Annotated in this window: 14 protein-coding genes; 11 read left to right on the top strand and 3 right to left on the bottom strand. The window is 64.6% G+C overall.

What is annotated here, in order from left to right; translation table 11 throughout:
* Positions 1 to 119 precede the first annotated feature (119 nt).
* Positions 120 to 2,570 (top strand): membrane-bound PQQ-dependent dehydrogenase, glucose/quinate/shikimate family, encoded by a 2,451-nt coding sequence (locus tag VPH40_RS01480; protein ID WP_328572423.1) that lies wholly within the window; start codon positions 120 to 122, stop codon positions 2,568 to 2,570.
* A gap of 64 nt (positions 2,571 to 2,634) precedes the next feature.
* On the opposite strand, the gene VPH40_RS01485 is transcribed toward VPH40_RS01480, so the two are convergent.
* Together VPH40_RS01485 and VPH40_RS01490 are read right to left on the bottom strand one after the other, a co-directional pair.
* Entirely contained in the window at positions 2,635 to 3,726 is a 1,092-nt protein-coding gene (locus VPH40_RS01485) for a hypothetical protein (RefSeq protein WP_328572424.1), read from the bottom strand.
* Between the two features lie 21 nt (positions 3,727 to 3,747).
* Positions 3,748 to 7,200, bottom strand: a complete 3,453-nt coding sequence (locus VPH40_RS01490; RefSeq protein ID WP_328572425.1) for a DUF748 domain-containing protein — start codon at positions 7,198 to 7,200, stop codon at positions 3,748 to 3,750.
* Positions 7,201 to 7,455: 255 nt separating this feature from the next.
* Here VPH40_RS01490 and VPH40_RS01495 point away from each other — a divergent pair, with 255 nt between their 5' ends.
* The 10 genes from VPH40_RS01495 to VPH40_RS01540 all read left to right on the top strand — a co-directional run bounded on the left by VPH40_RS01495 (position 7,456) and on the right by VPH40_RS01540 (position 18,887).
* Positions 7,456 to 9,600, top strand: coding sequence for a TonB-dependent siderophore receptor (locus VPH40_RS01495; RefSeq protein ID WP_442906582.1), 2,145 nt, complete (start codon positions 7,456 to 7,458; stop codon positions 9,598 to 9,600).
* Complete coding sequence (locus VPH40_RS01500) at positions 9,600 to 10,295, top strand: hypothetical protein (protein ID WP_328572427.1); 696 nt, start codon at positions 9,600 to 9,602, stop codon at positions 10,293 to 10,295. The genes VPH40_RS01495 and VPH40_RS01500 overlap by 1 nt, the downstream gene beginning before the upstream one ends.
* On the top strand, positions 10,285 to 11,310 hold the full coding sequence (locus VPH40_RS01505; protein WP_328572428.1) for a PstS family phosphate ABC transporter substrate-binding protein: 1,026 nt from the start codon (positions 10,285 to 10,287) through the stop codon (positions 11,308 to 11,310). The genes VPH40_RS01500 and VPH40_RS01505 overlap by 11 nt, the downstream gene beginning before the upstream one ends.
* Positions 11,307 to 12,314, top strand: a complete 1,008-nt coding sequence (locus tag VPH40_RS01510; protein WP_328572429.1) for a PstS family phosphate ABC transporter substrate-binding protein — start codon at positions 11,307 to 11,309, stop codon at positions 12,312 to 12,314. Before VPH40_RS01505 ends, VPH40_RS01510 begins: the two co-directional genes overlap by 4 nt.
* A 55-nt stretch (positions 12,315 to 12,369) precedes the next feature.
* A complete protein-coding gene (locus VPH40_RS01515) occupies positions 12,370 to 12,765 on the top strand; it encodes a DUF2946 domain-containing protein (protein WP_328572430.1) in 396 nt (131 codons plus the stop codon).
* Between the two features lie 88 nt (positions 12,766 to 12,853).
* Complete coding sequence (locus tag VPH40_RS01520; RefSeq protein WP_328572431.1) at positions 12,854 to 14,941, top strand: TonB-dependent receptor; 2,088 nt, start codon at positions 12,854 to 12,856, stop codon at positions 14,939 to 14,941.
* Between the two features lie 284 nt (positions 14,942 to 15,225).
* A complete protein-coding gene (locus VPH40_RS01525; protein ID WP_289909669.1) occupies positions 15,226 to 15,657 on the top strand; it encodes a hypothetical protein in 432 nt (143 codons plus the stop codon).
* A 119-nt stretch (positions 15,658 to 15,776) separates the two neighbouring features.
* On the top strand, positions 15,777 to 17,096 hold the full coding sequence (locus VPH40_RS01530; protein ID WP_328572432.1) for a D-serine ammonia-lyase: 1,320 nt from the start codon (positions 15,777 to 15,779) through the stop codon (positions 17,094 to 17,096).
* On the top strand, positions 17,096 to 18,031 hold the full coding sequence (gene dsdC, locus VPH40_RS01535; RefSeq protein ID WP_328572433.1) for a DNA-binding transcriptional regulator DsdC: 936 nt from the start codon (positions 17,096 to 17,098) through the stop codon (positions 18,029 to 18,031). Before VPH40_RS01530 ends, dsdC begins: the two co-directional genes overlap by 1 nt.
* A 43-nt stretch (positions 18,032 to 18,074) precedes the next feature.
* The gene (locus tag VPH40_RS01540) at positions 18,075 to 18,887 is read left to right on the top strand and encodes a ferritin-like domain-containing protein (RefSeq protein WP_305051772.1); all 813 of its coding nucleotides are present in this window, start codon (positions 18,075 to 18,077) and stop codon (positions 18,885 to 18,887) included.
* A 26-nt stretch (positions 18,888 to 18,913) separates the two neighbouring features.
* Here the strand turns inward: VPH40_RS01540 and VPH40_RS01545 are convergent, their stop codons facing one another.
* Positions 18,914 to 22,336 carry a hypothetical protein gene (locus VPH40_RS01545; protein ID WP_328572434.1) on the bottom strand — a complete coding sequence of 1,141 codons (3,423 nt, stop codon included), beginning with the start codon at positions 22,334 to 22,336 and terminating at the stop codon, positions 18,914 to 18,916.
* Positions 22,337 to 22,381: the final 45 nt, after the last annotated feature.

Consider the following 22,381-nt stretch of genomic DNA (forward strand, 5'->3'; position numbering starts at 1 on the left):
GGCGGGCGTTCTGGCGTGTGGCACGCTTTGTCAATTAGTGAAAAAATGCAATTTCATTGATTGCCATCAAATACGGTGCGCAGGCGCGTGCCGCCGACTGACTCTTGTAAAGGAGCATCATGACTGCCTCTGCCCGGCCTGGACCCTTGCTTGTCATCACCGCAGTCATCTTTATCTTGCTGGGCCTGGCGCTCGTTGGCGGCGGCGCCTGGCTCGTCAGCCTCGGCGGTTCCTGGTATTACGTCGTGGCGGGTATCGGCATGATAGTTGCCGGCGCGCTCGTGTGGAAAAGGCGGCGCAGCGCCCAGCTCTTCCTCGCGCTGCTGCTGTTCGGCACCCTGATCTGGTCCGTGATCGAAGTGAAGTTCGACTGGTGGCAATTGCTGCCGCGCCTCGATATCTGGTTCGCCGCCGCCGTCTGGCTGCTGCTGCCGTTCATCGACCGCCGCCTCGATCCGCCCTTGACGGCCGGGGCGAAACCGCGCGACGCGGGCAAGAGCGCGCTGGCCGCCGCCGTGGTGCTGACGGCCGCCGTGGGCGTGTTCTCGCTGTTCCAGGACTATTACACCTTGCATGGCGAAGTGCCGGCCGAGAACATGGCCGCCGTGCCCGCAGGCGATTTCGCGCCCGGCGTGGCGCCCAACGACTGGGCCGCATATGGCCGCTCCGGCTATGGCGACCGCTATGCGCCGGCCGCGCAGATCACGCCGGCCAACGCGGCGCAGCTGAAACAGGCGTGGGTCTACAACACGGGCGACTTCAAGGGGCCGACGGATCCGGGCGAGATCGCCAACGAAGTCACGCCGCTGAAGGTCAACGGCATGCTGTACCTGTGCACACCGCATAACATCGTCATCGCGCTGGACCCGGACACGGGCAGGGAGCTCTGGCGCCACGATCCGAAGATCAACCGCGACGCGTCCAGCTACCAGCACATGATTTGCCGCGGCGTTGCCTACTGGGACGTCAATGCGGGCCGCGCCAAGGACAGCCCGGCGCCGGAAGCGGCCGGCATGGAATGCCCGCGCCGCATCTTCGCGCCCACCATGGATGCGACCTTGATCGCCGTCAACGCCGATACGGGCGAAGCGTGCAAGAGCTTTGGCGAAAATGGCGTCATCGGCCTGTACCACGGCATGGGCATGAAGAAGCGGGGCTTCCTGATGCCGACGTCGCCGCCGGCCGTGGCGCAAAACGTGGTGGTGATGGCCGCCAGCGTGACCGACAATTTTTCCACCGAGGAGCCGTCTGGCGTGATCCGCGGCTACGATCCCGTCACGGGCAAGCTGATGTGGAACTGGGATGCCTCGAACCCGGACGACACGGCGCCGATTGCCGATGGCAAGACGTACACCAACAATTCGCCGAATTCCTGGGGCGTCTCCAGCGTGGATGAAAAGCTGGGCATGGTCTACATTCCTATGGGAAACGAAACGCCCGATACGTGGGGCGGCAACCGCAACCCCCATGGCGAGAAATACAATAGCGCCATCGTCGCGCTGGACTTGGCGACGGGCAAGGTGCGCTGGGTGTACCAGACCGTGCACCACGACATCTGGGACATGGATATTGGCGGCCAGCCCACCCTGGTCGACATCGACACGCCGAAAGGCAAGGTACCGTCCGTGGTGGCCACGACGAAACGGGGCGATATCTATGTGATCGACCGGCGCGACGGCAGCCTGGTCGTGCCGGCGCCGGAAAAACCCGTGCCGACCGCTAACGCGGCCCCCGGCGACAAGCTGTCGCCCACGCAGCCATTCTCGGCCCTCACGTTCTTGCCCGAGAAAAACATCAGCGAAACGGATATGTGGGGCACGACGCCGTTCGACCAGCTGGCGTGCCGCATCATCTTCCGCCAGCACCGCTATGAAGGGCCGTTCACGCCGCAAACGGTGGCTGAAGGCAAGATCAAGGGCGCCATCATTTCGCCCGGTCCGCTCGGCATCTTCGAGTGGGGCGGGGCGGCCGTCGATCCCGTGCGTCAGTTGCTGCTGGTCAACCCCGACTACATGGGCTTCCTGGAACGCCTGGTGCCGCGCGCGCAAGCCAATGCGCCGGGCGGCACGGGCACGGAAATGGGCTTGCAGCCGCAGACGGGCGTGCCGTTTGCCGTGGAAATCAAGCCCTTCCTGTCGCCGCTGGGCTTCCCATGCCAGGCGCCGCCTTGGGGCTATATCGCCGCCGTCGACTTGCGCACCATGAAAAAAGTGTGGATGCACAAGAACGGCACCACGCGCGATAGCGCTCCCGTGCCCATCGCCTTGCCGCTGGGCGTGCCCAGCCTGGGCGGCATCAGCACCACGGGCGGCGGCGTAGCTTTCCTCAGCAGTACGCTCGACTACTACATCCGCGGCTACGACGTGCGCAACGGCAAGACCGTATGGAAAGCCCGCCTGCCTGCCGGCGGCCAGGCCACGCCGATGAGTTATGTCTCCGACAAGACGGGCAAGCAATATGTGGTGGTGATGGCCGGCGGCCACGGTTCGCTGGGCACGAAGATGGGCGACAGCCTGGTGGCGTTTGCCTTGCCGGACGAAGCGGTGAAGGAAGCGGGGAAAGCGAAATAAGCGCTACGCATCCGCGGCATGGACTGGCCATGCCGCGGATGAACTGCCGTTGAGGCGCCCGACCTTACTGCAAGCGGCGATTCAAGACGATCAGTTCGGCATTGCCCGCGTTGTCGTCTGCCATCGGGTAGAGCACTACCGCATAAGCACGATCGCTCGTCTTGTTGATGCTGGAAATGATCAGGTTGTCACGGGGTATGGACAAAAGCTCGTTGGTCAGCAAGTTCCTGTAGCCTTGCTCACCTTTGCTATAGAAGATTTCCAATAACTGATCATTTTTCGTGGTCAGCCAGCCATTTCCAAACTCGCTATTGAATCGGGTGATGAAAGTGTCGTCGCCGATGTTGACCGGCTGCCATGTATTGAACAATGGATCAGCAAAATCCACCAATTCAATGACGGCACTTGCACCATTCCCATCTATTTTCTGGATAACGAGCTTGTCTTTTTCCTGTGCCAGCAGATAAGAATTCCCGTCGAAGGAAGCGCCTAATATCTGCAAAACATAGATGCCATCCGAGTCGATTTCACGATGGCGGGTCACATTGCCTTTTTCATCAAGCTCGCGGTGCAGGAGCAGGCTGTCTTCATTGGCCAGCAAATGAATCGCCTTGTTGGCAATGCTGATTCTGTTATTCGCGGGCAATGGGACCTTGATATTGTTTTTCTTTTTTAGTTTTCCATTGATAAATTCGATGGCCAGGATCTTGTCGGGCTTGCTGTCATAGAAATCCACATCGTGGAATATCGAACAGGTTTCCGTTGTCCCGATGAAGGTTCCTGTAAATGGACGGCTGCCCTTCGGCATTTCCACGTCTTCACGATCAAAGAGGGGGATGCTGATTTCCAGTTCCTTGTCAGGATGATAGGGGATGACGGACACATAGTTTTCCTGATCCGGACTCAGGAACAGTGTCGGCAAGATGCCGTCATCCTCGATGTAGTTGTCGATATTGCCACCAATCCCGACCACCGTATAAATCAGCTTGTACGTGCCATTTTTCCCGTATACATAGTTCGCCAGCAGCGTCTTTTCAGCAAATGCAATGCTGTCTTTTGCCGATACCTGTGTTTCAGCGACGAGCGTTGTCATGGTGCACAAGTCGCCCTGTGTAACAGACGATGCATAGGGCGTTACCTTGTCGAGGTTTTTCATGCGTCAGATTATCTCCGTGTCTTATTGCGTGGCCAGTCCCAGCTTCAGTCCCACCAGCTTGCCCGGCGCGGCATCCGTTTTTTCGGGCGCGCCCGCGCTGACCCTGGCTGCCGGCGTGCCGTCCTGCTGCAGGGCCGCCAGGATGGCCGCGCTGCGCTGGGCGCCCAGCTTGCTCAAGGCGTCGGCAGGCAGGGGTTGTTTGGCTTCCAGCTGCTCGCGCAAGCCGTTGTAGAAGGCGCCCGTGTCGGCCACTTGCGGCTCGCCCTCGATCAGCTTGCCCAGGCGTTGGAAGACGGGAATCTTCGCCGCCGCCGGAGCGGAGGCTGCCGCCGCTGTGGCTGGTACGGCCGATTCCGCCGCCTTTTTCTGCTTGTCCAGCTCGGCCTTGCCGAAGCGTTCGCCGTACAGGTCGCGCAGGGCGCCCCGTATCTTGCGTTCGCCCAGGTTCAACGGTCCCGGTTCCTCGCCCGCTTCCAGCTTGATGCCGGCCTTGGCGGCGACGGCGCGGCGCACGGCCTGGGCGCGCAGGGCGGCCGCATCCGTGTCGCTGTACTGGCCCGGCACGGCCAGCTTCAGCTGTTCGCGCTTGGCGAGGATTTGCGCCACCTGCTTGAGCTTTTCCCGTTCCGGCGGCAGCAGCACGGCGCTGCCCGCATCGAAGTCGATGGCTTCGAGCTTGTCGGCGCTGATGCCCAGCAAGTTGCCCAGCGCGCGGAACGGCGCCGTGACGATTTTCGTCAGCACATTGCCCACGGCTTTCCAGATCAGGGCGCCATAGCTGAATTGCGGGTCGTTCATGTCGCCCGACACGGGCAAGCCCAGGTCGATGCGCCCGTCGCTATCCTTGAGGATAGCCAGCGCCAGTTCCAACGGCAGTTTCAAGGCGTCCGGGCTGTCGATGCGCTCGCCCAGGGTCAGCTTGTCGAGCACGATCTGGTTGGTGCCGTCCAGCTGACGGTTGCGCACCTTGTATTGCAAGTCCAGCGAAATCTTGCCTTCAGCCACCTTGTAGCCGGCGAACTTCATCGTGTACGGCGAAGCGGACACCATGTCGACATTCTTGAACACCACGTTCAAGTCCGTGTTGTCGGTCGGGGCGAACGGATTTAATTGACCACGCACGCGGGCCAGGCCGAATTCGTCGATGCGGCCGTCGAGCTCGATCTGGCTGCGCGCATCGCGCTTCGTCGACAGGCCCGTGACGACGCCATTCAATTCATATATCTTCGCGGCGAACTGGGGCCGCAAGCTCAGGTCGGCAAAGTCCAGCTTGGCATTCTGCAGGCGCACGCGGCGCACGCGCACGGGGAAGGCGGCATCGGCGGCCGGCGTGGCAGTGGCCGACGGCGCGGGCGCGGCCGGTTCCGGCGCTTTCACCAGCAGGCGCTGCGCGTTCAGGCTGCGGTCGTTTTCGATGATCAGCTGGGCGTTCGGTTCCACCACGCGCAATTCGGGGATGTCGACAAAATCGGGGCCCACGCTGGCCGTCAGCTTGTCGGCGCGCACGCTTTTCCACGAGGCAAAGCGCTTGCCATCCGTTTCATTGAGCACGAGGCCGGCGATGTCCACGCCGCCCACATAGCGTACTTTCGGCGCTTTCGGCGCGCCGCCGCCCGTCGTCAGGCGGCCGCTGCCGGAGAGCGAGCCGCCCGCCAGCTTCAGTTTCAGATGTTGCGCCAGCAAGGGTTGCACGGGGGCCAGGGTCAGCTGTTTCAAATTCAATTGCGCATCGACGGCGCCCGTGCCCGGCACGAACTTGCCGTTGGCAGTGAGCACGCCGCCTTCGCGCAGGCCCACGCCCAGCTCGAACGGCAGCGCCTGCTGCATATCGTTGCTGACGTTGTGCAGGGACAATCTGGCATCCTGCAGATTACCCTTGATACCCGTGCCCGCATCATCGAAACGGGCGCCGAACTTGCTCAGCTCTACCTTGTCTACTTTGGTGGACCACGGCGCGGATGGCGCATCCTTGGCCGGGTCGGTTTTGCCGGAGGCAAACACGGGCAGCTTTTGCGCAATCGCAAATTCGCCCTGGCGGTTGCGCGCCAGGTCGATCTGCGCGCCGCTGGCCGTCACGGAACCCAGGTGCACGGCATGCGCCGCCAGGTCGATCTTGCCTTCCGTAAAGCCCAATTGGGCCAGCTTGAACGGCGTTTGCGCGCCCCGCTGCATGGCGAGGTCGGCCAGGCTGAAGCTCGCGCCGTCGATCACGGTAGCCATGCCCGCTGGACCTTGCTGCAAGGCCAGCTGCAAGTTCAGCTGCAGCTGCCTGGCGCTTAGCTGCAAGGCTGGCGAGACGGTTTCATCGATGGCGGACACGTCCACATTGGCCAGCGCCAGCTGTTTTAAATCCACCTTCCATTTGCCAGGCTTGGCTGGTGCGGCTGGCGCGGTGGCGGCGGGCGCGGGATTACCCGGCAGCATCAGGTTCGCCACGTCGATCTCGCCCTTGCTGTCGCGGCGTACGGCCACCTTGCCGCCATACAAGTTGATTTTATCCACGGTGACGCTCTGGCGCGCCAGGTCCACGTTCACGCCGGCGACGCCCAAAGTATTGAGCGAAGTAAATGCTTCTCCCTTGCCGTCGCGCACCAGCGCCAGGTCGTGCAGGGCCAGGCCCGCGCCTTTGACGCTCGCTTCCAGCTTGCCGTCCGCATAGGAAAAGGCGTAGGGCAGGCGCGCCGACAATTGTCCGCTCGTCACCGTGGCGCGCGTATAGGCTTTCAGATACGCGGCCAGGCCGGGCAGGGAAGCGTCGTTCAATATCAGTTCGCCTTCACCCCGGATCGGGCTGAGCGAGGCCGTGCCGCGCCAGTGCAGCTTGCCGCCGCGCGCCGCGTCGGCGCTGAGGCTGTAGCTGCCGTTGGCGTCGGGCAGGGTCGAAATATTGTCGAGCGTAAAGTTGATGGGCGTGAAGTTGTCCGCATAGCCCGCCTTCTGGTCGTGCCAATCCACTTTGCCTTGTCCCAGCGCAAAGTGGGCGATGACGAGGCGCGGCATGCCGCCTTCGCTTTTTTCCGGATGGTTGCGTTGCCAGGTGGCCAGCACTTCGGCCAGGTTGAACTTGCCTTCCGGCGTGATCGTCAGCTGGGCTTGCGGCGCCGCGATGCGGATTTCCGCCAGGCTCCAGGCGCGGCGCACGATGGATTTCCATTCCAGCTGCACGGCCAGGGCGCCGATGGACAGCAGCGGTGCGCCGCCCTTGCCATCCGCGCTGGCCGCTTCCTTGAAAGCGATCTGGTCCGCTTCCAGGCGCAGGGTAAACGGGTTGAAGCGCACGTCGGCGATGCTGGCCTGGCGCGCGAGTTCTTTCTCGGCAAATTTGGGCAGCTGGTGCTTGATGATGTAGGGCACCAGCCAGAAGCCGGCCGCGCTGTAGGCGGCCAGGGCGCAGCCTGTGCCAACGGCCCAGCGCTGCCAGCGTTTCCAGCGAAATGTTTTCGTCTGCACGCTTTTGTTGTCGATTGTATTCACGAACTTACCTTTTGATCTTGTTGGGCGGCACATCTTGCACGCCGTGACTGTCAGTATGCCTCTTTGCGGCCGCGTCTGCAAAATCCAAACGTGTTCAAGTGATAACAGGCGGCCTGGCGGACTGTTTATCTTATGAAATTCTCTGATTCTCACGAATTGTCACTTATTTATTGCGAATGATTCTCGTTACGGATATTATGCGCGGTAACTTGAAGTTTCCTTCTATCACTGTTCTCTGTTGAAAGACCCGTTTATATGCGCGCAGCTTTTCCTTCCTTGCAACTACTTCCAGTGGCAGCCGCCTTGTCGCTGGCTTTCGCTTCCCACACGGCCTGCGCCGCCAATGGCGCCAACGGCCAGGACGACTTGACGGCTGGCGATGAGAAAGTCATGCAGGCGGTGCAGGTGACGGGTGCGCGCGCGCAAGGCCTGGTGCCGACCACCACCGAGGCGGGCAGTTTCCGTGGCGCCAACATCATGGACGTGCCATCGACAGTCAACGTGATCACGCGCGAATTGCTGGAACAGCAAGCCGTGTCCGGCCTGTATGACGCCGTGCGCAATACGGCGGGCGTGACGCGCCAGCAAAACGGCGGCGATACCTGGGATCAACTGGTGGTGCGCGGCATCGCCGTGGAAAACCGCACGAATTACCGCCTCAATGGCTCGCTGCCCATCATGAACTTTTCGCAAGTACCCATGGAAAACAAGGAGCGCGTGGAAGTGCTGAAGGGCGCTTCTGCCCTGTATTACGGCTTCACCTCGCCGGCTGGCGTGGTCAACTTCGTCACCAAGCGGGCCGGCAGCAAGCCCGTCACGAGCATGGGCCTGAGTCTCGACGACCGGGGCAGTGCCGTGGCAAACGTGGACATCGGCCGCCGCTTTGGCGCGGAGCAGGAATTCGGCGTGCGCGTGAATGCAGCCGGCGGCACCCTGGGTTCTTATCTGGATAATGTGGGCAACGGCAACCGCAGCTTCGTGTCCGCTGCGCTGGACTGGCGCGTGACGAACAAGCTGCTGCTGAAAGCGGACCTGGAATACGACCGCCGCCGGGTGACGGAGCAGGCGGGCGTGGCCTTGCCGGCCGCCGTGAAAGGCGTGATCAGCTTGCCGCGCGCCGTCGACCCGCGCAAGCTGATCGGCCCCGACTGGTCGAATTTCGAGGCGCAGACGAAAAACGCGCAATTGCGCGCCGACTACGCCATCACGGATGGCTGGGCCCTGACGGTCGAGGCGGGTCACTCGGAAACGGCGCGCGACCGCCGCCTGGCCATCTTCCGCCTGAACAATGCGGCGGCACTGGCCACGGGAGCAGGCCGCATCACGGGCAATATGCAGCATCACGTGACGGCGTCGGACTTGCTGCGCGCGGAACTGGCCGGCACTTTCAATACGGGTTTCATTGCCCATGAACTGACCCTGGGTGCCTCGCGCACGGACAAGTCGCAAGACCCTATCTACCAGAGCAATTACACGATCGCATCGCAAAACCTGTACAGCCCCGTGCCCGTGACGAATGTCGTGTTCGGCCCGAAGCCGACTTCGCCGACGACGGCCGCGCTGGACACGCGCGACACGGGCCTGTATGCGCTCGACCGCATGGTCTTCAGCCCGCAGTGGCAAAGCGTCATCGGCGTGCGCCGCACCAGCTATCAAAGCGACCAGGGCGCCAGCCACTATGACGTCAGCAAGACGACGCCCATGGTGTCGCTGGTCTACAAGCTGACGCCGGCGATTTCGTTCTACGCCTCGTCGGCGCGGGGCCTGGAAGAGGGCGAGACGGGGCCGACGGGCACCGTCAACCAGAACGTCAAGATGGCGCCCGGCGTGAGCAAACAGAAGGAACTGGGCGCGCGCTGGCTGACGCCGGGCGGCACCCTGGTGTCGGCCGCGCTGTTCGACATCACGCGCCCCGGCTATTACACCAACAGCAGCAACGTGTTCACTTCGGATGGCGAACAGCGCTACCGTGGCCTGGAACTGTCGACCCAAGGCAAGCTGACGCGCCAGCTGTCGTGGCAAACCTCGGCCCAGTTCCTGGACCCGAAATTCGAGCACATCAACGCCGACTACAACGGCAAGGCGCCGGAAAACGCGTCGAAACGCACGGCCAGCGCCTTCCTCGCCTACGCGTTCGACGCCGTGCCTGGCCTGTCCGTCAACGGCGGCGCGTATTACTACAGCGCCCGTCCCGTCAACGACCTGAACCAGGCATTCCTGGGCGGTGTGACCTTGTTCAGCGCCGGCGCCCGCTATGCGAGCACGGTCATGCACAAAGCCGTCGTCTGGCAGCTGAACGTGGAAAATGCGGCCGACAAGCGCTACTGGGCTGGCGCCGGCACGCGTCTGGCGTCCGGTGCGCCGCGCGCCATCAAGCTGAGCATGAAGGTGGACCTGTGATGCGTCTCGTCAAAGCCGCGCTGGCGGCGGCACTGCTGGCAGGCACCTTGCATGTGCAGGCGGCGCAGACTGCACCTGGCAAGCAGGTGTTGCTGGTGGTGCGCCTGGAAGGCAAGAGCCTGCCTTTCGACCAGAAAATCAAGGAACACCTGGAATCGCGCGGCTATGCCGTCACGCTGCACAGCCAGTACGCGCCCGTGTCCGGCGCGCAAGGCAAGGACCTGGTGATCCTGTCGTCCACCATCCGGGGCCGCGACCTGCTGGGCGCTTACCGCAACGTCACGGTGCCCGTGCTGACGTGGGAAAACGATTTGTATGACGACATGTCGATGACGGGCAAGCGGGCCGGCGTGGACTATGGCACGGTGGAAAAGTCGCGCTATGTGTGGCTGGTCAACGCGCCCCACGCGCTGGCGGGCGGCTTGCCGGCCGGCACGGTAGATATTTATCAAAAGCAAGCCACCATGAGCTGGGGCAAGCCTGGCCTGGGCGCGACGACCATCGCCACCATCTATGGCGAACCGGAAAAAGCTGCCATCTTCGGCTATGAAAAGGGCGCCACCATGGATTACGACAGCCTGGCGCCTGCGCGCCGGGTCAGCTTCTTCCTCGACAATGAAACCTTCACGAATCTGTCGCCGGCCGGTCTGCGCCTGTTCGACGCGGCCGTGGACTGGGCCAGCGATGGCAAATAGCCCATCCTTGTCGCTGGCGGCGCTGATGCTGGCCATGTCCGCATCGGCAGCGGGCGCAGCCGCACTCGACCCCGCCTTGCCCGCCTACGCGCCGCAGCCCGTCAAGGTGCCGGCCACGGCCGGCTACCTGGACCGCAAGACGGGCGCGGCCATGATAGGCGGCGCCGAACACGTGGCTACCGTCGTTGGCCAGTGGAATGCCCTGTTTTCGGCCAGCCATCCGGGCATCGTCCTGGGGTTTGACTGCAAGGGTACCAGCAGCGCCGTGCCGCTATTGATGCACGACAAGGTGCTGTTCGGCGCCATGGGCCGCGCCATCAATCCCATCGAGCTGGTGCCATACCGCAAGATCGTGGGGCGCGACGCGCTGGAAATCCGCATCGCGCACACGGCATCCACGCCGGGCGAGCACCTGGCCACGTCCCTGGCCGTGTACGTGAACCGCGCCAATCCCTTGACGCTGCTGACGGCGGCGCAAGTATCGCAAATTTTATCTGTCGGCAATCCAGGCGGCGACTTCAGCCGCTGGGGACAGCTGGGCTTGAGCGGCGAATGGCGCGAGCGCGCGATCCACCCGTACGGCACGGCCGCGTACACGGGCTTTGGCGACTACTTGCAGCGCGAACATTTTCAGGGCAGGGCGCTGGCAGCCAGCCACGAAGAGCTGGGCAACACGGCCGCCATCACGGGCCGCATCGCGCAAGACCCGGCCGGCATCGGCGTGGCCGCGCTCGGTGTGCAGCACCCGCAGCTGCGCCAGCTGGCCATCGTGGGCGCGGATGGCCGGGCGACGACGGGCACGGACGAGGAAGTGGTCGCGCAACGCTACCCGTACGGCCGCTACGTGTACCTGTACGTGCGCCGCTTGCCGGGTCAGGCCGTCGATCCGCTGGCAAAGGAATACCTGCGCCTGGTGCTGTCGCGCGAAGGACAGGCCATCATCGCCGCGCAGCCGGGCGGCTATCTGCCCCTGACGGCCGCGCAAGCCAGGGTTGAACTGGAGAAACTCGAATGACGCTGTTGAAAAAGACCGCGCTGGCCGCTTGCTGCGTGCTGGCGTCCGCCGTGCAGGCCGCGCCCCTGGCCGTTGATCCCGCGCAAACCTATGTGAACCGTGACGGCACGGTGGCCATCGTCGGCAATGATGGCCTGGAAGAAGTGATTACGCAGTTGAACGCGCTGTTTACGCGCCAGCATCCGCAGGTGCGCTTCAGCCTGCACATGGAAGGCTCGTCGGCCGGCATGCCCGCGCTGACGGCGGGCGCCACGGCGTTTGCGCCGCTGACGCGCGACATGTGGCCGGGCGATCAGGCTGCCTTCCGGCAAGTCTTTGGTTACGACGCCACTCCCGTGCGCATCGGCTACAACGGCCACGGTCCCCGTCCGCCGGCGAAGACGCCGCCCGCCGTGTACGTGCACCGCGACAACCCCTTGGCGGGCTTGACGATGGAGCAACTGGGCCAGGCATTCACGGCAGGCGCACCGGGAGGCGACGCCAACCTGTGGTCGCAGCTGGGCGCGACAGGGGACTGGGCGCCGCGCCGCATCCACGCCTACGGCTTGCGCGACGATGGCGGCTTCGCCACGGGCTTGCGCCATGCGCGTTTCGGCAAGCGTCCGTTTGCCGCCAGGTACGAGGCGCTGGCCTCGCGCGAAGCCGTGATCCGTGCCGTGGCCGCCGACCGCTACGGCATTGCCGTGCTGGGCTGGGTCAATGCGGCACCCATCTCGGACCAGGTGCGCGTGCTGCCGCTGGCGGCGGCCCGGGGCACGCCATACTACGGTCCTGACAAGGCCACCGTGCGCGCCGGCAAGTATCCATTGACCATGCCCGTGCAGCTGTACGTGAACCGCACGCCGGGGAAGGGGCTCGATCCGCTGGTGAAAGCGTACTTGCAGCTGGCCCTGTCGCCGCAGGGACAAGCCATCATTCTGGCCCAGCAAGATAGCGAAGAGGGCTACTTGCCGCTCAGCGAACAGGACTTGCAGGCCGAGATCAAGAAACTGGACGCTTTGTAAAGTTTCTTTGACCACATGGCTGGCTGCAGGGCAGGGCGGTCGCTATAATGCCGCCATGTTTATTCGCCAAGGCCGCGCCGTCGTCGTCCTGTGGATCGCGTGCCTCGCCATCCTCATGGCGGCGCTCGCCCCCACCTTGTCGCGCGCGTTCACGGTCGCCAGCGGCCAGGCCGTGCCCAGCTTCGAGATTTGCTCGGTGGCGGGCGGCATGAACATGCTGCCCGTGAAATTGTCCACGGACACGCCCGATCCCGCCAAGGGCGGCATGCGCATGGGCGATTGCCCGTGCTGCAGCATGCATGCCGACACCCTGGCGATACCGCCCACCTCCCTCGTGCTCGCTTCCGGCGAACTCATCAAGGGCTTGCTGCCCGAGTTGTTCTACCAATCCGCCACGCCATTGTTCGCCTGGACGCCCGTCCAGCCCCGTGGCCCGCCCGCCGCTTTCTGATCTGTCCTTTCCCTGAACGGCCTTGCCTCGCACTTGTCGTGCGCTGGCGCCTGTTCGTCTTGCCCATACAGAAACTGAAAGCAGCACCATGAAACATTTACCGTTATTGATTTCCCTCGCCATCGCCATGCCTGCCGTGGCGCAAACGCGTACCGAAGCCGGCACCACCGTGTTGCCCGAAATGAAAGTCATCGTCACGGCCATAGGCGACGGCTACCGTCCTGTCGCCGACACGGCGTTGATGCTGTCGAGCACGCCCGGCTACAGCGTGGCGGCCGGAGGCGGCGTGTCCGGCTTGCCGGTAGTCAATGGTTTCGCGGATGACCGTATCAAGATCCGCATCGACGGCATGGAACTGACGTCCGCCTGTGCCAATCATATGAATGCGCCGCTGTCCTACATTGATCCGCAACAAGTGCAGCGCATCCGCCTGATCGCGGGCGTGACGCCCGTCAGCGCGGGCGGCGACAGCATCGCCGGCACCATCGAGGTGCAGTCGAACGCGCCCGTGTTCGCCCGGCCCGGCGCAGGCTTGCTGACGCAAGGCAGCTTTGCCGTCTCGGGACGCAGCGTCAACAACAGCGTGGCGACCAGCGTGAATGCGTCGGCCGCCAGCGATACCCTGAGCGTCGGCTACAGCGGCGCTTACACGCGCGGCCACAGCTATGAAGACGGCCATGGCAACACCGTGCTGGCCAGCATGTATGAAAGCATCAACCAGTCCATCGTGCTGGCGGCGAAAGGCCAGGGCCAGCAGCTGACCCTGCGCGCCGGCGTGCAGCACATCCCGTACCAGGGTTTTTCCAACCAGTACATGGATATGACGGACAACCATGGCCAGTTCGCCAATCTCGCTTACAAGGGCGAATTCGGCTGGGGCGTGCTGGACGCGCGTGCCTACTGGCAGCAGACGGACCACGAGATGGGCTTCTTCAGCAGCGAGCGCAAGGGCTCGATGCCGATGCTCACGCATGGGCGCAACACGGGCTATGCGCTGATGGCCAGCTTGCCGACGGCGGCGGGCGAGTTGCGCCTGGGCCAGGAGTGGCACGGCTTCCGCCTCGACGATTACTGGCCGGCCGTGCCCGGTTCCATGATGATGGGGCCGCGTACTTACCTGAACATCAATGACGGCAAGCGCGACCGCACCGTGCTGTTTGGCGAACTGGAAACGCGCCACGATGCGCGCTGGACCAGCGTGCTGGGCTTGCGCGGCGAATCCGTGCGCATGGACACGGGCGACGTGCAATCGTACGGCACCAACATGATGAACATGCCGGACCTGATGGCCGCCAAGGCTTTCAATGCGCGCAGCCGCAGCCAGCGCGACACGAATATCGATGCCTCGGCGCAAGCGACGTTTGCGCCCGATGCGGCCAGCAGCTATGAATTCGCGCTGGCGCGCAAGGTGCGCTCGCCCAATCTGTACGAGCGTTATTCCTGGGGCCGCGGTTCGATGGCGATGACCATGACCAACTGGTTTGGCGATGGCAACGGCTATGTGGGCAATATCGACCTCAAGCCGGAGACGGCTTACACGGCGGCATTGACGGCCGACTGGCATGGCGGTGGCGAGGAGGGCTGGTTCGTGCGCGTCAACCCCTATTACAGCAAGGTCGACAATTACATCGATGTCGACGTGCTGGCGTCTTTCCATCCGTACATGAAAATGGGCGCGAATGGCAACTTGCTGCGCTTTGCCAATCACGACGCCAAGCTGTACGGCGCCAATGTGGCGTGGCAACTGCCGCTGGCCAGCAGTGCCCGCTGGGGCCGTTTCATGGTGATGGGCAATGCCGCTTATACGCGGGGCAAGCGCAGCGATGGCGGCGACCTGTACCGCATGATGCCGTTCAACGCCTTGCTGGCCGTCGAGCACAAGCTGGGCGCCTGGAGCAACCGCATCGAAACGAAGATCGTGGCCCGCAAGGACAAGGTCGATGCGCGCCGCTTCGAACCGGAAACGGGCGGCTATGCCCTCGTCAACCTGCGCAGCAGCGTGGCGCTGGGCAAGATGGCGAGCCTGAGCGCGGGCGTGAGCAACCTGTTCAACCGCGCCTACGCGGACCCGCTGGGCGGCGTGTACCTGTCGGGCTTGAAGGCGAATGGCGGCGCGCTGCAAGCCTTGCCGGCCGAGGGCCGGTCGATTGATCTGGGGCTGCAGCTGAAGTTCTAACAGCAATGGCGCCTTCCCGTTGCCGACGCAGGAGGGGAAGGCGCTTGCCGTATGCACCGCATCGGCGCTGGCCAGGTGCTTGTGACAATGTGCGCATGTTTCTTCTTGGTAATTTGTTATGCTGCATGGCGTCCTGTTTTCGGCGTTTGCCGCACAGGCGTGCGATGGCGAGGCTTGCGGGGGTGGTCTGAAGTGGGTGCCGTGCCGCTAAAGCCGTAAGGGGATTACTTTTCCTGGTTAATTCATCGTCGTCCTGTTTCACCCGTTCATGCCATCGGAAACCTGTGAAATATCAAAAAATACTCGGCGAAGATGCCGCCGCCATCGTGCTGTCCCTGAGCGTTGTTGCATATGTGGCATCCCTGTTTTTAACGGCAATCGTGGACTCCCACGAAGTCTTGCTGGGTGGGGGCGTGTTATTGCTCGGCTGGCTAGGGCCGCTGGCCGGCAGTTTTGCCTGGTTTGCCAATCCGCTGCTTATTTTTGCCATGTATTTTTCGAAAGAGAAGCCCAGTGCCGCGATGCTGGCCGTTTTTTTTGGCTTTGTGCTGGCACTGACCACCTTTGGCATTAAAGAAATTCCTAGTGATAATGGTTCTTACGCGGTGCTGGGATTCGGCGCCGGATGCTATCTGTGGCTGGCCTGTTTTCCAGCCGTGTTTATCGCATCGTTCTTGAGCAGCAGAAAATCCAGGGCGCTTGCTCCTGGCAAATAGCCTTTTTTTCTGTTGCGGCATCACAGGTGATCTCCCGTCACCTGTTGCCTGATCAACCATCCTTTGCCAGGCGCGTCCGGATGCGGTCTAATCATGGCTTGTTCCTTTCCGAGGTTGCCATGCTGCCCACTTCCGCCATCGCCGCGCTGTGCGAAAAATTTCCCCTGATTACAGAACTGATGGCCTTGCAGCCCTTGAGCTGGTTCAATCCCCGCATTGCGCCGGCGGCCGAGGCCTTGCACGACGTGGGCTTGACGGCGGATGATGTGGCGCAGGCCAGCGCGCGCCTGGCGCGCTTTGCGCCATATCTGGCCAAGGCGTTTCCGGAAACGCAAGCCAGCGGCGGCGTCATCGAGTCGCCCGTCGTGCCGCTGCCCGCCATGCAGGCGGCGCTTGGCATGACGAACGGTCAGCTATGGCTCAAGCAGGACAGCCATTTGCCCATTTCCGGTTCCATCAAGGCGCGCGGCGGCATCTATGAAGTGCTGAAGCATGCGGAAACGCTGGCGCTCGACGCCGGCTTGCTGAAGGAGGGCGATGATTACGGCGTGCTGGCCAGCGACGCCGTGCGCGCCTTCTTTGGCCAGTATGCGATCGCCGTCGGCTCCACGGGCAATCTGGGCTTGTCGATCGGCATCATGAGCGCGCGCCTGGGCTTTCGCGCCACCGTGCACATGTCCGCCGACGCGCGGCAATGGAAAAAGGACAAGCTGCGCAGCCACGGCGTCACCGTCGTCGAATACGCGACCGACTACAGCGTGGCCGTGGAAGCGGGGCGCAGGCAGGCGGAGAACGACCCGACCTGCCACTTCGTCGACGATGAAAACTCGCACGACCTGTTTCTCGGCTACGCGGTGGCGGGCCAGCGCCTGAAAGCCCAGTTCGCCGCAAGCGGCGTCGCGGTCGATGCGGCCCACCCCCTGTTCGTGTACTTGCCGTGCGGCGTCGGCGGCGGCCCCGGCGGCGTGGCCTTCGGCTTGAAGCTGGCCTTTGGCGACGCCGTCCACTGCGTCTTCGTCGAGCCGACCCACTCGCCATGCATGCTGCTGGGCGTGCACACGGGCTTGCACGAGGGAATCAGCGTGCAGGAAATCGGTATCGACAATGTCACGGCCGCCGATGGCCTGGCCGTGGGACGCCCGTCCGGTTTCGTCGGACGCGCCATGCAGCGGCTGATCGACGGCTACGCCACCGTGACGGATGAAGAACTGTACCGCTTGCTGGCGACGCTTGAGCAAACGCAAGGCTTGCGCCTGGAACCGTCCGCCGTGGCCGGTTTCGCCGGCATCCGGCCCGTCCTGGCCGCGCCACAATACCAGCAGCACCTGGAAACGGCCACGCATCTGGTGTGGGGCACGGGCGGCAGCATGGTGCCGGAGCAGGAGATGGCCGCCTACGTGGCGCGCGGCCGCGCCTTGCTGGCGGCCGGAGCCGCTTGATGCCGGCCGGCGCGCCGATCAGGGCCACGCTTGGGGCCACGCTCACGGCCAGCCAGTTCGCCAACCTGCACACCTTTCTCGTGGCGGCGCGCCATGCCAGTTTCGCGCTGGCGGCGCAGGAACTGGCGCTCACGCCCAGCGCTGTCAGTCACCGTATCGCGCGGCTGGAAGCGGGGCTGGGGCTGCGCTTGTTCGAGCGCCTGACGCGGCAAGTCAGGCTGACGCAAGACGGCGAGCGCATCTTCGCGGCCCTGCAAACTGGCTGGGACAGCCTGCATGCGGCCCTTGCCGGCAGCGATGCGCTGGCGGGCAGCGTCACCGTGCATGCGCGCCCGTCTGTCGCGCAATGCTGGCTGGTGCCGCGCCTGACGGGCTTCGCTGCGCAGTATCCGGACGTGTCGATTGACTTGCGCGTGGGCAATGACGCCGTCGACTTTCGCGCCGGCCAGGTCGACCTGGCCTTGCACTATGGCGATGGCCACTTTCCCGGCCTCGTGTCGCGCAAGCTGATGGATGAATGGCTGGCGCCCGTCTGCAGCCCGCAGTATGCGCGCGACCACGGCTTGCTCGATGCGCCACACAACTTGTCCGGCGCGACGCTGCTGCACGACACCCTGGCCTGGCCCGCCTGCGCGCCCGATGCCGAGTGGCGGTTGTGGCTGGACGGGCAGGCGCCGGAGGTGACCTTGCCCGCGCGCAGCCTGCGCTTCGACCGCGCCGACCTGTGCGCGCAGGCGGCCATCCACCACGCGGGCGTGGCCATGGGCCGGCGCCAGCTGGTGCAGCCGTGGCTGGTCAGCGGCCAGCTGGTCTTGCCGTTCGGCGGATTCAACTTGGCCAGCCCGCAGGCGTATTACCTCGTGCACGCCGCGCGCACACCGCTGCCGGCCAGAGTGCAGGCGCTGTCCGACTGGCTCGTGGGGCAGGCAATTTGATACACTGCGCGCCTTACCAAGCAACGCGCCAGAAAGCAGCCCCATGCAACCATCTCCCTTGACCTCCACCGCGCCAGCGGAATTGCGCACGTTTGCGCTGGCCTGCCTGCTCGAACCGGACCCGGCAACGAAGGTGGCGATGGTGGCGGCCATGGCCGCAGCCGGGCTGGCGCTGGACGTCAAGGCGCCGCTGGCGCCGTCCGGCGCCGTGCCGGGCCGGCCCGCGCGTCCGGAACTGGTGCCGCCGCGCCTGGTGGGACGGCGCTCGATGATCACACCGGAAGGACGCGCCATGCTCGTCCACGCGCTGGCGCACATCGAATTCAATGCGATGAACCTGGCGCTCGACGCCCTGTGGCGCTTCCCGGACCTGCCCGCTGAATACTACACGGACTGGCTGCGCGTGGCGAAGGAGGAAGCGACGCATTTCGCCATGCTGCAGGCGCACCTGCAGGTGCTGGGCCATACGTATGGCGACTTCCCCGGCCACGATAGCCTGTGGGAAATGGTCGACAAGACGCGCGGCGACGTGCTGGCGCGCATGGCGCTGGTGCCGCGCACCCTGGAAGCGCGGGGCCTGGACGCGATTCCGCCGCTGCGGGCCAAGCTGGCGCAGGCGGGAGACATGGCCGCCGCCGCCATCCTCGACATCATCTTGCGCGATGAAGTGGGGCACGTCGAGATCGGCAACCGCTGGTACGGCTACCTGTGCGATCAGCGGGGGCTGGAACTGCGCGCCACCTATGCCGAGCTGGCGCTGCGCTACGAAGCGCCCACCCTGCGCGGCCCGTTCAACCTGGAAGCGCGGCGCCGGGCGGGGTTTTCGGAGCTGGAACTGTCCGACTTGCCTGCCTGAATACGTCCGGGGCGCCGCCCGGCTGTTCAAGGATGGGCCGTCATGCTCAGATGCCAGTGGTGCAAGTGGGACGGGTCGATGCTCACCTTGAGGGGTTTGGTCCACACCGGCACGCCCGGTATCCGCGCGTGCGGCGGGCTGGCGAAACAGCCGTCGATGAGGGCCAGCTTGATGAAACGGTGGCCGATGTAGACGACGCGCGTGCTGGCGGCGCCCGCTTCCAGGGTCAGCATGGCCCGGTTGGCCGTGATCCACGCCCCCAGCCTGGCCAGTTTCGGCTTTTTCGGCAGGCCGGCCGCCACTTCCGCTTCCGCATCGTTGATCAGCTGCAAAATGGCGGCGCCATTGCCCAGGCCGCCCAGCTCGTCCGAATAGCCGCCCGCGCCATCCGCGTAGCGCATGTCGATCTGTTGGCCATCGCTGTGGCCGTCGTGGTCGAGGATGGAACGGCCTGATGCCTCCTGTGTCACGTGCTGGCCGCTGATATCGTTGAAACGGTAGGGTTTTCCCGCCAGCCAGGCGATGGTCAGGCGCGTGGCCCACGAATCGCCGCCGTCATCGCGCGGCCCGTAGCGCCGCTTCGCCAGCGCCGCTTCGTTGTGGGCAAGATACAGCGGGATAAACGCCGTGTCGCCCTTGAGCGCCACTTGTCCCCCTTCCGCGGGGTCCGACACGGCGTTGGCATTGCCGACGCGTCCCTTCAGGCGGACGGTGAGCACGGCTTTCCTGTCGATTTTCGGCCCCGGGAAGTCGGGCAGCCTCAGACGCGGGAAGGTGATCCTGTCCTTGCCGCGGATGTTGGCCTGGTCGAGCAGATTGACCGTGCTGAAGGCCGGGTTGGCGCCATCGGCCGACATGCCGATATTGACCTCGGTCAAGTTGACCCGCTCCGGCGAATAGCGCACTTCCAGTGAGATGGTGTGTTGGTCGGGCGTGTTCTGCGGCACGGACACGTAGGGGCCGGGGAGGTTGTGCGTGAGATTGCGCGGCTGCAGCACGGGATGCAGGTCCGCATTGATGGGGAACAAGCGCGCCCGCGTGATCTTCAAGCCCTTGCAGGCCAGGCTCAGTTCCACCGTGGTGAGCGTGGCCAGCAGGCTGTCGCCGATATTCGTGGCGCTGACGGCGCCCGTGATGAGGAGCGGCCCCGTCCTGGTTGCCTGGCTGACATCCACGCATTCCGTCCTGACGGTGGTGCCTTGCGTGAAATGCGACTGGTTGACGGCGCCCATGCTTGCCAGGTCGACGCCCGGCAAGCCGACCACGACGTAGGACCAGGTATCGTTGTACTGGCTTTGCTGGGTCGTGTAGGTGGGATATTCCGCCGTCCTGACGGTGATTTTCACGCCCACGTCCTGCGTGCCTTTCGGTACCGTGTAGCTGAAGGGACGCACGACGGTCTGGTTTTGCGGGCCGGCCGTGGCGGTGAAGGACTGCGTGTCGTCCTCGTCCTCAACCTGCGGCGTGGCCGGCGCCGGCGCGGCCATGGCCTGCGCCGCTTGCCGCGCCGGCGGCGCGGCGCCATCCTGCGTCACGGCTGCGGCGGTCCATGGCGCCGTCGTCGCCTGCAAGCCGGGGCCGGCGGCATACGGGTAGGTGATGCTGACGTTGACGATGGTGCTGGTGGGGAAGATGGCCGTGCTGATGCCGACGACATTCGGATGGTCGAGATCGTTCAGGGTCAGCTGGTAGGTGTCGGGAATGACGCCGTCGAAATGGAAGGCGCCCGCCGCGTCGATCACGGCCACGCGGCGCAGGTGGAAGTTATAGCCAGTGAGCAAGATTTTCTTGCCGGCCAGGCCGCTGGCGTTGCCGCCTGCCGGCGTGCGCATCTGGCCCTGCAGCACGGTGGCGGCCTTGATGACGGTGAGCGCGTACGACACGGCAAATTCGCCATCCTGCGTGACAAAATTCAGGTGCAGCTGCAGCGCGCCGGCCGGCAGTACGTTCAGCAGTTGCTGCATGGCCGTGGCGCTGATGCTGAAGCTGCCCGTGTCCGCATGAAAGACCCAGTAGGAATGGATGGCCACCGTCGCGCCGCCTTGCGCCGCCAGGAAACCGCCGCTGTCGTTGCGCAGGTTCATCGGCGCCACGCCCTCGAGGCGGAAGGAGAGGCCGCCAGGCTGCAGCGTATTGTTCGGCCCCAGGCCGCCGATGGCCAGCTTCGGCGGCGCGGGCGGCAGCGAGCCGTTCTCGAGCGGTTCGACATACACGTGCAGGGCGGTCGGCAGCTCGCTCTGGATCAGCAGCTCGAGGGTGGTGACGATGTTGCTCTTGGTGACAAAAAACTGCGCGTGCTGGTCTTCGCCCGTGTCGCCCGGGGTGGAAAAGCGCAGGCTGCCATCTTTCAGCAGCACGTCCGTCACGGCGCCGCTAACCGCGACCTTGTCGGCGCCGGCGGGAAAGCCCAGTTCGGCCAGCGGCAGGCTGACCACCTGCGCCGGGCGCACGGGGTCGAGCGCCACGCTGGCGCCGGACGTGATGTTCCACGCCAGGCCGCCAAGCTCGAACGGACGCGTGCGGTCGATGCGCAGGGTGATGGTGTCGTCGGGGGTGACCGTCGCGCCCGCGTCGATGCCGCCGGCCAGCACGCTGTCGTCCACGATGCCGGCGCCGGCGGGCACGCTGGCCAGGATGGCGCGCACGTTGCTTGCCGCTTCGCTGCCATTGTTGCGGATGCTGATGCGGAACGTGTATTCGTAGGTGCGGCGGTTGATGCGCTGCTCGCCCACCTTGCGCAGTGCCGTCACCGTGAAGGGGCCGGCAGCCTGGCCGGCGTCCGCGCTGGCCGCCAGGGGCACGGCCGTGTCCGGCCCCAGCGTATCCGCATCCGCCGCCAGCATGACTTTCGGCGTGGGCGGCTGCGTGGGATCGTTCGAACCGCCGCAGGCGCACAGGCTCAGCGCCAGCAATGAGGCCAGCGCGGCGGCGGCCAGCTGCCGGCGGCGCAGGCACAGCATGGCCAGTACGCCTGCCAGCAGCAGCCAGGGTGTGGAGGGCAGGGCGATGGCGGCCGGCTGGGTGCTGCCGGAGTCGAGTTCGATGAAGGAAACGGGGTCGAGGATGGAAAACGGCTGGGCGCCGGGGCTGCCCGCGCCCAGGTAGTCGAAGGTGACGGAAAAGCCCGTGGCCGTGGCGCCGGGATTGATGCCGCCGGCCAGCGCCAGCGCGTCGAGGTAGCCGCTGGCGGGGATGGCGGGATCGGGCTGCACCAGCAGCACGTCCCAGCCGGGCGCCGTGGAAACGCTGTGCAGGCTGGCATACCGGCCCACGCCGAAGAACAGGGTGAATTCCCCGATGGGCACGCCCAGGGTGGTATTGCTGACGGTATAGTCGTAGCGCCACTGCGTGCCGCCCAGCGCGGTTGCCGTGTAGCCGATGTGGGTGGCGTGCGCGGCGGACATGGCGCACAGCAGCAGCGCCAGCAGCACCTGTTTGATGAAGCCCATGATCGTTCCCCCGTTGACTGGCGCCAAGCGTGCCCAGGCAAGAGG

The sequence above is a fragment of the Janthinobacterium sp. P210005 genome, assembly GCF_036231865.1.
Lineage (GTDB): Bacteria > Pseudomonadota > Gammaproteobacteria > Burkholderiales > Burkholderiaceae_D > Janthinobacterium > Janthinobacterium kumbetense.